Source organism: Sulfuracidifex tepidarius (genome assembly GCF_008326425.1).
In the GTDB taxonomy this organism is placed as follows: domain Archaea; phylum Thermoproteota; class Thermoprotei_A; order Sulfolobales; family Sulfolobaceae; genus Sulfuracidifex; species Sulfuracidifex tepidarius.
This window is the reverse complement of the sequence record NZ_AP018929.1, coordinates 1,880,111-1,893,192: the sequence shown is the minus strand read 5'-3', so window position 1 is coordinate 1,893,192 and position 13,082 is coordinate 1,880,111. Positions and strand designations below refer to the sequence as shown.

Genomic DNA, 13,082 nt, shown 5'->3' with positions numbered 1-13,082 from the left:
CCTTCTCAGCCCTTGGATTCCGAAGTCATCGGGAACCCCCTTCCCTTTTTCCGAATTGGCACGTCAAGGAAAACTCTTATATCAAGTCGTAACTAATTGAAAGTATGGTGAAAATAGTAGCAATAGGAGAACCTATGATAGAACTTAACGCTATGACAGTAGGAAAACTCAGAGATGTGACTTACTTCGAGAAACACGTCGCCGGTGCCGAACTTAACTTCTGCATAGCAGCTAAAGTAAATGGAGTCGATTGCTCGCTCATAGCTAAGGTCGGGGATGACGAGTTCGGTTACAACGTGATAGAGTACGCCAGGGGAAAGGGGGTAGATACATCAATGGTGAAAGTGGATCCTAAACTCCCAACTGCGGTTTTCTTCATCCAGAGAGGGTACCCCGTGCCTATGAGAAGTATCTCCTTCTACTACAGGAAGGGAAGTGCAGGAAGTTCCCTTTCGCCCTCTGATATCGACGTGAGTAAAATAAGGGAAGCTGACCTCGTTCACACCACCGGCATAACTCTGGCTATAAGCGACTCAGCGAAGGAGGCAGCAATGGAGGGGTTGAGGAACTCCAGGAAGTCCAGCCTCGACACCAACATCAGGTTGAAGCTTTGGTCTCCTGAGAAAGCTAGGGAGACCCTCCTGAAGGTCATTCCGGAAGTCGACATACTGGTCACGGACCCAGACGACGCGAGGATAATAGGGAACGTAAGCGAGCCAGACGAGGCTTTCTCCTTCTTCTCCAAGATGGGAGTGTCCACGTTAGTCTATAAGACTGGGATAGAAGGTACCTATGTCTACCACGAGGGGGAAAAGTTCGTCCAGAGGGGTTATCACGTCCAAGTGGAGGACCCCACTGGTGCTGGTGATTCCCTGTCGGGGACGTTCATCTCTCTCCTACTCAAGAGAAAGAGTGTGGATTACGCTCTATCACACGCTGTAGCGTCTGCTACCTTGGTTGTAACTACAAGGGGGGACAACGAGATAATACCTGACGAGGAGTCAGCAGAGAAATTCCTCAAGGAATTTAAGTGAAAAAATGCTAATGTATATATGGAAAAAACGAAAAGTAGCAAAATCTCTCTAGAAATAACTTCTAACGAATTGAAGCCTATTCTTGAACAAGGAGAAACACCACTTTTTAAGACATTTCTTGCAGGGAAGTGGGTCTCTTCAAAGGAATACATTGACGTCAAAAGCCCCATAGACTGGTCTACGATAGCTAAGGTTCCAAGACTGTCCTTGAACGAGGTCAATGAAGCGTTGGACGTTAACTACGAGAAAGGGAGATGGGACATAAGGAACTTACCCGGTGAGAAGAGACTCAAGGTATATCACAGGGTCGCCGACCTCCTCGAGAAGACCAGGGAAGACTTCGTGAACGCGCTCATCATGAACAACGGGAAAATAAGGGCTGCAGCTAACGGTGAGGTCGACGCTTCTATAGAGAGGTTAATAAGGGCAGACCTGGACGCGAAGAAAATATACGGAGACTTCGTGCCAGGGGACTGGAGCAGCGAGAGTCTAGAAACTGAGGCCATCGTAACCAGGGAGCCCTTAGGGCTGGTACTTGCCATAGTCCCGTTCAACTATCCCCTCTTCGACACCGTGAACAAGATAGTTTACTCTACCGTGATAGGTAACGCTGTAGTAGTCAAGTCACCTTCATCTACCCCGTTACCCTTACTCATGCTGGCGAGGCTATTTGAGCTTGCAGGGTTGCCTCCGACGTCTTTCTCCATAATCACGGTACCGGGAAGAGACATGGACGAGATCGTTAAGGACAAGAGGTTCCAAGTGATCTCCCTCACGGGTAGCACGGAGACAGGGGAACACGTGATAAGGGTGGGAGGGATAAGACAATACCTCATGGAACTTGGAGGGGGAGACCCAGTGATAGTGCTGAAGGACGCTACGTTCCCCCTCACCGCACAGAGGATAGCTACAGGTATTACCAGCTACACCGGTCAGAGATGCGACTCGGTGAAGTTGATCTTCGCTGAGCCTGAGGTGTATGAAACCCTCAAGGTCCAACTAGTCCAGGAGATAAGCAAGGTTAAGGTAGGCGACCCTAGAGACGGCGCGACCACTGCAGGACCTATAATAGACGAGAAGACAGCAGACGAATGGGAGAACGCAATAGACGACGCTAAAAAGAAGGGAGCGAACATACTCGTGGGAGGGAAGAGGTTAGGTCCCACGTATATAGAGCCAGCACTAATTGAGGTTAATAAGAGCAAGTTAAGGGACCTTTACCTATTCAACAAGGAAGTCTTTGCATCAGTTGCTATACTGGTGAAAGTAGACGATGCGAACGAGGCCTTAAACTTGGCTAACTCAAGGAGATACGGTCTTGACGCTTCAGTCTTCGGAAACGACATCAACAGGATCAGGGAACTCATCAGAAAACTCGAAGTGGGCGCGGTCTACGTTAACGACGCACCCAAACACGGAATAGGCTACTTCCCGTTCGGAGGAAGAAAGGACTCTGGCGTAGGCAGAGAAGGGATAGGTTACACCATAGAATACGTGACTGCAATGAAGACGATAGTCTACAACTACAAGGGGAGGAACGTCTGGAAATACATGTAGGCTCCGCATACATGAGAAGTACTAAGCTTTTTTTACAATTATTTCAGCTAAATATTTTTCAAAGCTTAAAAACCTGATTAATTTATTAAGTGCAGTATTTAGATTTTCTTATGGATGAAAGTAAAGTAAATTCTGGAAAAGTCCTGGACTTGAGAGGAGAACCTTGTCCCGAACCTCAAATAGAGGTCGTGAAAAGGTTAAACAGCATGAAGGTAGGAGAAGTGCTAGAGGTAGTAAGTGACGAAGAGCCTACCGAGTATGGGATTCCTTCAATCTGTGAGTCCAGGGGATACACCTGCAATATAAGCAAGGAAGGGACTTCCTACAGGATAAGGATAGTGAAGACCAAATGACCTCTCCACTAGAGTCACAGGAAAACGTCATGAGATTCCCTTAATCAGGGCTTCGGCATATCCTTTCCTCTCTTTTTCGTCTAGCATGAGGGACGATATTCTGTCCTCGAAGTTTATCCTGTGGAACGGATAGCATGATCCGAACATTCTCCTACCTCTAAACCTAAGGGACACCTCAGGAGGAACCAAGGAAGTCTCAAAGAGTACTTTTTCTTCCCTAAGTAGTACCTCTGCTTCAGTAACGTAGTCCGGATATCCCGAGTGGATCAGGATCAGTAGGGGGACTCTGGACAGATGCTCAGTTAAATGCAAAGGATTTCCCTTACCTTTCCCGGTGTAGACCATGAGAGGTAAGTCGTATTTCTCTAGGACTCTTACTAAAGGGGATATGTCCCTCAAGTTGTAGTCGTGGTTGATAGGGTTGAGCACGAAACCTACAATTCCCCTCTCCATCTGCCTCGAGACCTCTACCTCCGGAGGGACTCTACATGCAGGGTTATATATGCCTAGCCTAGGTTTTTCTGGATAAAGTAGGTACTGTTGGTAAAAACCATCTACGCAACACTTACATGCAAACTTGTAAGAAGGGTTGAGGATGAAACTTACTGGAGGACTCTCAGCAGGGAAGAGCTTTAACCCCAGATGTACGTTGACGTCTATAACTTCTAACACGAGATCATGCTAACATCCTCTATAAGATTAAAAATCAATGTCTTCTAATGCTCAAAATAAAGAAAAGTTTTTTAAGTTTCTCATCTAATTTAATTTAGATGAAAAATGCTCGAAAACGTGAAGGGAGTTCTGTCCGTTTATAGGACGGACGGAAGGTCCCTGGTGAAATTGTGGGGGGATGACCTCAAAGTTGACAAAGATAAGTTACTCGCCTATCTCAGGGAAAACATGGAGATAGGCTCGTCTCAAGCTCCCAAACTGGACATGGGATCCTTTCTCGGTTTCGCTATGATACTGGATGACGTAGGGATAGTTTTCGTTAACAATTATTTAGTAATAACGGATCCCATGAAGGTGAACTGGGACCAGGTCATATCCTCGACCATGAAAGAGGTGACTCAAGTATGAAAGGGAAGGGAATACTAGGAGAGGTACAAGTGGAGAACGGTTCCGTCAAGGGGACTCAAGGGGATGTGAGGAACCCGGAAGAGATAGCTAAGATAGTCCAGGGTAACATTGAGAAAGGGATGCAGGAGGCTAGAGATCTGGGTTTCTCTGCAATTCACGGGTTTGCTATGATAGGTTCTGAGAGGAGCATAGCTTTCATGAAAGGGAAGGCTGTCGTGGCCAGCACCAAGGAAGTGAGCTGGCAGGACGTCTTCTTAGGTTACGTGTATTCCAAGGGTTTGCTGGTGTTGGGGATACTGGTCACAATTCTAGCGCTCGGAATAATGGTAACTGGAGTCTTCACTGGGATTTTCACTTGGTTCTCACTTAATGCTAGGCTTTACTTCTCCATCGCCGCTCTGGTTGTCGGCATAAGCTTACTAGTAGCGTCTAAAAGCGAGCTGAGCTACAGGCTGTGAAAGCGACGTCCAGCTATAATGTGACGAGTTACGTTAATTCCGTTTTCTTATCCTTTCTTTTCATTACTTATCAGTAGTTTTTTCACTAAATTATTTCCTATCAAGTCAAAACATGATGTTAACCTTTTCAGAGGGAATGATATGGAAGTAAACTACCCTGCCCTCACGAGTGGCTTCTTGATTCGTGACTCTACCTTGCCAAGGACTTGTGGAGGGCGGAGCTCTACGGGTCGTTCCGACTTGACCTTGAGTGAACATCCCACGTGTCTTGAAGACTACTAATGAGGAGAGGCGTACCACAGACCCTCGTTTGGTGGAGTCTCTGTGACGCTTGCCCCCGTTCTGTGAATTTCATTAAAATACGCATACAACTTTTTGTATTTGACTTTCACTACAAAGGGGCTAAGCCATCCTCACGTGGGTCTTCCGCGCCGTGAAGCCAATCAGATAAAGTACTCAATTTCATGCCAAAGCTTAAAGGGAAAGAGGGATTAAAAAAATTCAGTGAATGTCTACATTTTGATACTGGAGACTGCAGTGTTGATGATCCTAACAGGAGTCTGTTCCGAGATGCTCGCCATAGGCACGGAAGAGCTGGAGAAGAGGCTTGACAAAGGGATGGCCGGAGGGGTGATCCTGGGGATCATGACCGCGTTCCCTGAAACGGTTTTCGTGATCTTCGCCATCTTAGACCACTTCTACCAGGTCGCCTTGGGATCAGCCATAGGAGGCAACATGATACTGTTCACGGTTGGTATGGGAATAGTGTCCGTAACTTATTTCCTTAAGTACAAGGCAAGCACTGTGAAGCTGGAGAAGGACTTCTCCCTGGAGATTAGATCACTAGCGATCTCAATCGCGGTTTTTATGCTCGTTACCCTTTACGGAGAACTTAACGTCTTCACCGGGGTTCTCTCTCTCGTACCGTACGTATACTACGTCACCTCAAGGTATAGAGCTTACATGTCCTCGGATCACCACGAGGGAGGAAACATCTTGAAGGGGATATCGTTTCTCCTTGCTGGCGGAATACCGCTCGTAATAATCTCGGACCTCTTCGTAAGTAGCATAGAGAACCTAGCGATCTACGTGAACGTGCCACCTATCCTGGTCTCAATGATCCTCATGCCTATAGCTGGCGAACTTGAAGAAAAGATATCCGCGATAAGGTTAATCGTGGGGTCTCCTAGTAACGTCACTACCGCGGTCATGAGTTTCGTGGGGAGCAAGATAGAGAACATGTCAGTCCTGACAGGTATTATAGGCATATTCTCCTACGGCGGAGTCTCGATAGAAAACGATAGACCTGAGTTTTTAGGGGTCATACTCGTCACTGTAGTAGCGACCTTGCTTATGAGGGACAGGAAGTTAGGTATACGCGAGGGGATCTCTCTCATTTTATTCTACTTCGTAATGATAGGGTTCTTAACGTTAACTTCAGCTTAAAGGAATAAGTTCATCGGTCCTTTACGGTCGCTCTCATCACACTAGAGATAGTGAGAGAATAAAGCAAATTAAGTGTTTTCCTTTTCTGGTGCTTTATGTGCTTAAGCTTCTTCAGGTGTTAAGTCACCCACGACTTTCATCAAATTCTAAATTATACTTCCTCAAGCCTTAAAAGCTGAGCCGGCTATATCTACGAGTTATGAGCTCAAAAGCGTATTACACAATTTTGTTTCCCGATGTAGTCTGAGCGAGTATATAACTGTTAAGCTAAAAAAGAGCACTACACTAGCCTTGATACAAATTGAAACTGTTGCGTAACTTATCTGGCATGTACTTTTACATGTAATACTTAGTCAACGAGGAGCTCATGCGTCCATTTACTGGTTCAGTTTACCTTAATAGCGAAATCCTCTGCGAGAACCTCTCTCCTTGTTAGCACCAGTAATATAGGAATACACTCTACCAACTTTATTTAGGATTGGAGGAGTATATTCCACCATATATGAACGTCGAAGAGGCAAAAAGGATAGTGGCGGACCAAAAGGATCTTATACAAGAGAAGATGTCATCGAACTACGTAGAGAGGGACATACCTAGCGACTTGTCCATATACCTTAGCGTCCCTAATGTTCTAGCGATACTAGGCGTAAGGAGGTCTGGTAAGTCAACTCTTTCCTTATTACTCATGAAAAGAATGAGGGTGAACTTCGCTTACTTAAACTTTGACGACGAAAGTCTTTACGGAATTACTGCGAAGGACTTGAGGAACCTTGAACAGGGAGTATATGAAGTCTACGGTGGTAATGTAAATTATCTTGTCTTAGACGAAGTCCACAACGTCAAAGGTTGGGAGCTGTTCACGTCTAGATTGAGGGAAACTAAAAGAGTCATAGTAACGGGTAGTAATTCTAAGATGCTTTCCGGAGAGTTAGCTACGACACTCACCGGCAGGCATTCCGACGTAGTCCTGTTTCCCTTTTCTTTTAGAGAGTACTTACGTTTTAAAGGAGAAAGTGAAGAAGTGCCCATCTCAACCAAGAGGACGGCAGAGGTCAAGACGGAACTTGAGAAATACCTTGAAGATGGAGGTTTTCCTGAAGCTCTTATCATAGGTAAAGACCAAGTCGACATAATATATAATGACGTGTTGTTTAAGGACATAATCTTCAGATATAAGGTAAGAGAGATGGGTAAGTTTAAGGACTTTACAAAGAGCTTGGTCTCTTATTATTCTACAGAGGTCTCACTTAGTAAGTTAGCTAAGACGATTTCCGTGGACAAAAAGACCGTAGACCAGTGGGCATATGGTCTAGAAAACGCTTACCTTACATATTTTTTACCTAGATATGGGGAAAGACCGAGGGAGAGGCTAACTTTCAGCAAGAAGGTATACGTGATAGATCCCGGTATTATATCCAGAGTGGCAATAAAGGCTAAGGATAAAGGGAGAGTCATGGAGAATACAGTTTTCCTCAAGTTAGCTAGAGAAAACCAGTTGAAAGGTATGTATTACATTAAGGGGGGTGACTTTGAGGTAGATTTTTATGACGAGTTAAACTCACGCTTAATTCAAGTCACTTATGCTTCAGACAAGGTGGAGGAGAGAGAAATAAAGGGGATACTAAAGGCGGATGAAGTAGTTAAAGCTAAGGAGAGGATAATAGTAACTTATGACATTGATGGGATTGAGAAAATTAAAGGAAAGGAAATAAAAATGGTACCGCTTTACAAGTTCTTACTTTTGCATTGGTGAACTACCCCCGCCCTCCTAGGGACTTCCTGCTTCATAGCTCTACCATCCCCGTAACCAAGTCACGTGTAGAGGGCAGAGCCCCACACTGGTCGTTCTTACCCTGGCCTATGAATGTCACCGATTGTCCCAGACTATAGGACTACTGATTGCAGTAGGGGCATACACAAGACTCTTGCTTAGAGGCGTCTCGGTGATGCGTGCCACGTCTGTGACTGTCGTTGAAATGTACGTGATACTTGTCGCATTTACCCTTTGCCATAAAGGGCTATCCATCCCCACCCTGACGAGGGTCTTCTGCCCCCTTAAACCCCCATTAGGATAAATATAGCATGAGAACTCCTCTATATGTAACACGTCATCTTCTTCCTATTTCATGAAGTTTTCTTTTCGTTTTTCTTACTTAGCTCGGTATAGTTAATCCTTAAGTTCTTTGGGGCTTTCGGTCTCATCGCATCAAAATTTAGCTTGAGACCTATTGCAGTTAATGGAGGAAGTAGTACGTACGCAAGGAATAGTGCAGTATCCCCCAACGGAGAAAAGAGTATAAAGTTAGCAGCAGGTATGGCCTCTGCTAAAAGAATAGGAACTGAAATGCAACAACTTCCCCCTCCTATTACTCCCAAGAGAGGGGCTAAAATGATTACCTTGGTCCTCTTGAGGTAACTCGCATACTGCATAACTCTCACTATGTTCGCTGTTACCAATGTCGCAATTACCAGACCCATAACTATTGCATAAGAAGACAGCTCGAAATAGAAATTAGGTGGAAAACCTCCAACTATTGCAGGGTTAAACAAGGTATTATACAGCAATGTGAGCAGGGAAGGAGGGAAGAAAGGAGAATATGTAAGGGTGATGAAGGGTGAGGAGACCTGGAATAGAACCCCAAATATACCATCTAGAAGCTTCTCTAGAGCTATGCTGTAAACAAAATAGTGAATTGAAAGATAGATCAGAAATATTGATGCCACGAACTTGCTCATCCTGCCCTTGATCAAGGATATTTCCTGTTTCATGAAGTTAAAGGATAGAAGCAGCACAGACGACCAGAAAACCACGTTACCTGCAACAACGTAAGCGAAATAAGACGGGGAGACCGGAGAGATCCAAAGCAGGACGATTCCCAACAGGATACCTATCGTCGGGTAAATTAACTTCATCTTCACCTACAATTTACCTCCTGTCTTTTTAAATTCTGCTTTCATGTCTTATTAAACGTACACAGAATCAAACTTATTAAAAAAATTAAAAAGTTTAAACCCTTTAAATATATTATAAGTAGATATTTCTATTAATCATTAGTTACAGCTTTAACCTTTACGATGAAGAAGAGGAACTTGAAGCCTGCCCTACGTTATTGTAGACACCGTAGACTAGCCTGTTGAAACCTAAAGCGTAGATATCACCTGTGGAACTATCGTATTCTAGAACTAGCATGGCTAGATACTGGTTTGGATGCCCTATAACCGGTATACCGTCTTTCGTGAGATCGTACTGTGAATAATGGTAAGGACATACACCGCAGTTTGTGTTGGGATCATACTGCACTGGACCTCCCATGTGTGCACACACAGCACTATAACCTACTACATCTCCGTTGGGGCCTACTCCTCCTATAGAAGCCTTACCGGTCCTCACAACATATGCAGGATAACCCATGTAGGTTACTGATACTGGGGATCCTACTGTTAAAGAGTTGTAATTAGCAACTTTCTGTTTCTGATAAGCCTGCACTTGAGTAACAGTTGGGGTTGGCGTTGTAGTTGTTACAGTCTGTTTCTCGACTATAGGCTGTTTCACTGTTACAGTCTGCTTCTCGAGCTTAGGAAACACATTGCCTCCTATTACTATGCCTGCAGCTATTCCTGCAACGGCTGCAGCACCCCCAACTACTATTGCCCTCCTATTGGGATCGACTTTGTCCTTGTCATTCCCCTTTGACATAATTATCAATGATTATTAGTTATCTTTCTTAAAAAAGTGTTAATATATATGTTCTATCCTACATATTTATTAAACTTGTTTTAACTAAAAAAACAACAAAAAGTCCGAGGAGTTCAGGATAGCCTAGCCTTCCCTTGAGAAGACAATCCTCTGAGCCTCGCAATGATCTTGTTCATGTCCCTGAGGTTCAAAACTAGGAGGGCCAAAGAAGCTATTGGAAGGCCGAAGTAAGTCAAGGAGAAGTAAATAGGCGAAGAAAGTATTGCCACTACTGAGGAGAAGGTACCTGTTGATACTGCGGCTATATAGATGAGGATCGATGGAAGTGACAGACAACAAGAAGTGCCTGAAACGACCCCTAGAGATGGAACTGCGACCAACATGGAGAGGGCTCTCTTTCTCTCTTGTAAGAGCCTTCTCAGTTCGAAAATTTTCTCTACGTTCGCTCCTATCAACGCTGCTAGTATCAATCCGATGAAGACCGTGTATGGCGTTACATCACTTTCGTAAGGTCCGATGAAGGTGAAGAAGGCTGGACTTGTACTGACCCAGTAAAGGAAAAGATAAGGAGGAGGCGGAACTGCTGCACCTACACCGTATCCAAAGTAGAGGAAGAAGTTGAAGCCTCCTAGTACAATGTTGTAGAATATACCATACAAGGTAACATGAAAGAATAGATAAAGCGAGAAAGATATCCAATAAGCCTTTGTCTTCCTTACATTCTTCCATATCACCGTGTAGAACCTATCGGGAATAATCACGGCGATCCCTGTCCACAACGACAATGCTGAAAGGAACGAAATTAGCAACAAGTCCCCATCATGCACAGTAAAGTAGAAAATTAGAGACAGAACCATCAAGGCTAACGCTAACGAAATTCTAAGAAGCCTCTTCCTCATGATTTTATATGTTTTGGCTAAATCGTTTAAAAGTTTTTCATAAGTTATACGAGATATAAACATTTTTTGCTATTATTTGTAAAGAATCCTTTAATATTATGGAAAACTTTTTTTACCATTTTAACTAACTGCCTTAAAATGGCAAAAGTAAGCACATTAGAGGTAACTGTAATCGTAATAGCTATAGTTCTCGTAGCAGTGGCTGGCTATTATATAGCGGTCAGGAGTACTCCAATTAACTTAGGGGTTAGTTCATCTACGTCCACAGCACCAGCTATAACTACATCCCTTGCACCGACCACATCAACAAGCGTTTCGACTTCGACTACATCACCAAGCACATCGTCTTCTACTACATCTTTACCATCTGGAGCAACAATGCTTCCTTACGATAGCTCAAATAAGACGGTCTTCCTTGATATTGTCTCGCTGAGCTCTGCAACTCCCTTCAACTTCAACGGGACGAGTAACGGCCAGCTCCACGTGTACATCCCTGCAGGGTGGACCGTACTGGTGACCTATACCAACCAAGAGGGACTTTCTCACAACTTCCTCATAGTCAGTAACAACACAGCCACCCCTGGAGACGACGTAGGGCAAGACGGTACTATAAAGCTGTACGTGGGAACAACTCCTTCAACATACCTAGATAACGGAATAAACGGCGGAGCTAGCGCTACCGGTTCGGTGTCTCTACCCGCTGGGATATACTGGTTCTGCTGCGGTATCGAAGGACATGCTGCTGCAGGTATGTGGGGAGTAATAGTGTCGTCTTCCTCAGTGACAACACCTTACTACACTGGATAAAGAGAAGGGGAAATTTTTATTTTTTACTTTTTTGTTTTTACTTTTCTTGGTTTAATTGCAATATTTAACATTGAGAATTTTAATCCTTGGTTATCTCTTCTTAGTTTTTATAGGTTAAATATATATAGTAGGTTTTTTTAATTTTTATTGATGTAAAATGAGCAGGATAGGAATAGCGATCTTAGTATTAATATTCGCGGGAACAGCATTCATGATAGGGTTTTTAGCAGCTAACTTCTCAATGGTAACATACCCAGTTCCCGCTCACAATAAGGCAGAGTTCATCACTACTACAACTTCAACTTCCACTACTGCTCCTACTACCTCACCTACTAAAGACATGCTTCCTTACGATAGCTCAAATAAGACGGTCTTCCTTGATATTGTCTCGCTGAGCTCTGCAACTCCCTTCAACTTCAACGGGACGAGTAACGGCCAGCTCCACGTGTACATCCCTGCAGGGTGGACCGTACTGGTGACCTATACCAACCAAGAGGGACTTTCTCACAACTTCCTCATAGTCAGTAACAACACAGCCACCCCTGGAGACGACGTAGGGCAAGACGGTACTATAAAGCTGTACGTGGGAACAACTCCTTCAACATACCTAGATAACGGAATAAACGGCGGAGCTAGCGCTACCGGTTCGGTGTCTCTACCCGCTGGGATATACTGGTTCTGCTGCGGTATCGAAGGACATGCTGCTGCAGGTATGTGGGGAGTAATAGTGTCGTCTTCCTCAGTGACAACACCTTACTACACTGGATAAAGAGAAGAGAAAAATCTAAGATATATCCTCATATTTTTATGAGACTAAAGTATTTATAAAGTAAAAAGTTTCTTCTAATAAATAAATCTCTTTCCTCTTATTTTGAAGCAAGAGACAGAAAGTTAAATCTAAATTTCAAAGAAGTAGTTAAAAATATTAACAAATTTTTTAAATGATGATTACTCTGTAAGTTTGGAGAGTGAAATGTTAGTCGTGGAAGCGGCATCAACATACGCGTCTTCTGGAAGCGTAGGATTCGAGGACTTCTTCGGATTTTTCCTTGCAGGCATAGCCATAGTAGCTGGGATAGCCTTCTTCTTTTTAACAAGAAAGAATGCCGTCTAATCATTCAAAACTTTTTTTGATTTTAATTTCTTTATATTTAATTATGTTTAACTAAGAAAAGCTTTTAAACTTTATTATGTATTTATACATTTGACCTAAAGTGGAGTCTCATCGTGACTGGGAAAAAATATGGTTCGGAGTAATGCTCGTCATCGTTGTAATTTTTGTAGCTTGGTCATACGTTTCTGTAATGTCAGGAGACACAGCTACATACAGGGACGGGCTTCCTTTAGCAAGCGGAGTTCCTAAACCTCTACCTAACGGTACAGTAGTAATCTACATGGAAGGTGTACAATGGGCTTGGGTACCTATGAACGCGACTGAGATAGTTTATTCACCAAATGGAACTCAGATGAACATAAGCGTTACTGCAAACGTGATATCATTTGCTAACGGTTACCCATACATTAAGGTACTTCCCCACCAACCCGTAGAGATGATACTTTACAGCAACAACGTGGTTCATGCGTTTTACCTAAGGCTTCCTCACGGACCACAGAATGTGAACGTAGTTCCAGGGATAGATAGCTATTCGTTCTTCTTCGCACCTTCTACAGCAGGGAACTATACCTTCCATTGCGCTGAGTATTGCGGAGTAGGACACTCTTACATGTATGGTTACCTAGAGGTGATGTGA

At 43.8% G+C, this 13,082-nt stretch carries 15 protein-coding genes; 11 read left to right on the top strand and 4 right to left on the bottom strand.

The genetic code is table 11. The annotated features are described in order from the left end of the window. Positions 1 to 104: 104 nt before the first annotated feature. From kdgK to IC007_RS09835, 3 genes are all read left to right on the top strand, one after another. Positions 105 to 1,034, top strand: coding sequence for a bifunctional 2-dehydro-3-deoxygluconokinase/2-dehydro-3-deoxygalactonokinase (gene kdgK / locus IC007_RS09845; RefSeq protein ID WP_054846221.1), 930 nt, complete (start codon positions 105 to 107; stop codon positions 1,032 to 1,034). An 18-nt stretch (positions 1,035 to 1,052) separates the two neighbouring features. Then, the gene (gapN, locus tag IC007_RS09840) at positions 1,053 to 2,591 is read left to right on the top strand and encodes an NADP-dependent glyceraldehyde-3-phosphate dehydrogenase (protein WP_149528688.1); all 1,539 of its coding nucleotides are present in this window, start codon (positions 1,053 to 1,055) and stop codon (positions 2,589 to 2,591) included. 110 nt (positions 2,592 to 2,701) lie between these two features. Continuing rightward, entirely contained in the window at positions 2,702 to 2,944 is a 243-nt protein-coding gene (locus IC007_RS09835) for a sulfurtransferase TusA family protein (protein ID WP_054846220.1), read from the top strand. A gap of 27 nt (positions 2,945 to 2,971) precedes the next feature. On the opposite strand, the gene IC007_RS09830 is transcribed toward IC007_RS09835, so the two are convergent. After that, a complete protein-coding gene (locus tag IC007_RS09830; protein ID WP_054846219.1) occupies positions 2,972 to 3,616 on the bottom strand; it encodes an amidohydrolase family protein in 645 nt (214 codons plus the stop codon). Between the two features lie 105 nt (positions 3,617 to 3,721). On the opposite strand from IC007_RS09830, the gene IC007_RS09825 reads away from it, so the two are divergent. The 4 genes from IC007_RS09825 (at position 3,722) to IC007_RS09810 (ending at position 7,681) form a co-directional block, all read left to right on the top strand. Next, the gene (locus IC007_RS09825; protein ID WP_054846218.1) at positions 3,722 to 4,024 is read left to right on the top strand and encodes a hypothetical protein; all 303 of its coding nucleotides are present in this window, start codon (positions 3,722 to 3,724) and stop codon (positions 4,022 to 4,024) included. Next, positions 4,021 to 4,482, top strand: a complete 462-nt coding sequence (locus tag IC007_RS09820) for a hypothetical protein (RefSeq protein WP_054846217.1) — start codon at positions 4,021 to 4,023, stop codon at positions 4,480 to 4,482. The genes IC007_RS09825 and IC007_RS09820 overlap by 4 nt, the downstream gene beginning before the upstream one ends. 504 nt (positions 4,483 to 4,986) lie before the next feature. After that, complete coding sequence (locus IC007_RS09815; RefSeq protein ID WP_054846216.1) at positions 4,987 to 5,928, top strand: sodium:calcium antiporter; 942 nt, start codon at positions 4,987 to 4,989, stop codon at positions 5,926 to 5,928. A gap of 502 nt (positions 5,929 to 6,430) precedes the next feature. Next, positions 6,431 to 7,681, top strand: a complete 1,251-nt coding sequence (locus tag IC007_RS09810) for an ATP-binding protein (protein WP_054846215.1) — start codon at positions 6,431 to 6,433, stop codon at positions 7,679 to 7,681. A 371-nt stretch (positions 7,682 to 8,052) separates the two neighbouring features. Here IC007_RS09810 and IC007_RS09805 read toward each other — a convergent pair whose 3' ends face one another. The 3 genes from IC007_RS09805 to IC007_RS09795 form a co-directional block, all read right to left on the bottom strand. Then, complete coding sequence (locus tag IC007_RS09805; protein WP_054846256.1) at positions 8,053 to 8,841, bottom strand: hypothetical protein; 789 nt, start codon at positions 8,839 to 8,841, stop codon at positions 8,053 to 8,055. A gap of 157 nt (positions 8,842 to 8,998) precedes the next feature. After that, positions 8,999 to 9,625, bottom strand: a complete 627-nt coding sequence (locus tag IC007_RS09800; protein WP_054846214.1) for an arsenate reductase (azurin) small subunit — start codon at positions 9,623 to 9,625, stop codon at positions 8,999 to 9,001. A gap of 113 nt (positions 9,626 to 9,738) precedes the next feature. Further along, positions 9,739 to 10,524, bottom strand: a complete 786-nt coding sequence (locus IC007_RS09795) for a hypothetical protein (RefSeq protein ID WP_054846213.1) — start codon at positions 10,522 to 10,524, stop codon at positions 9,739 to 9,741. Between the two features lie 138 nt (positions 10,525 to 10,662). Here IC007_RS09795 and IC007_RS09790 point away from each other — a divergent pair, with 138 nt between their 5' ends. From IC007_RS09790 to soxA, 4 genes are all read left to right on the top strand, one after another. After that, positions 10,663 to 11,331 carry a sulfocyanin-like copper-binding protein gene (locus IC007_RS09790; RefSeq protein ID WP_149528687.1) on the top strand — a complete coding sequence of 223 codons (669 nt, stop codon included), beginning with the start codon at positions 10,663 to 10,665 and terminating at the stop codon, positions 11,329 to 11,331. A 157-nt stretch (positions 11,332 to 11,488) separates the two neighbouring features. Further along, positions 11,489 to 12,100, top strand: a complete 612-nt coding sequence (locus IC007_RS09785; protein ID WP_149528686.1) for a sulfocyanin — start codon at positions 11,489 to 11,491, stop codon at positions 12,098 to 12,100. Positions 12,101 to 12,304: 204 nt separating this feature from the next. Beyond that, complete coding sequence (locus tag IC007_RS09780) at positions 12,305 to 12,445, top strand: LPXTG cell wall anchor domain-containing protein (RefSeq protein WP_149528685.1); 141 nt, start codon at positions 12,305 to 12,307, stop codon at positions 12,443 to 12,445. Between the two features lie 100 nt (positions 12,446 to 12,545). Then, on the top strand, positions 12,546 to 13,082 hold the full coding sequence (soxA, locus tag IC007_RS09775; RefSeq protein ID WP_232048890.1) for a proton pump complex quinol oxidase subunit SoxA: 537 nt from the start codon (positions 12,546 to 12,548) through the stop codon (positions 13,080 to 13,082).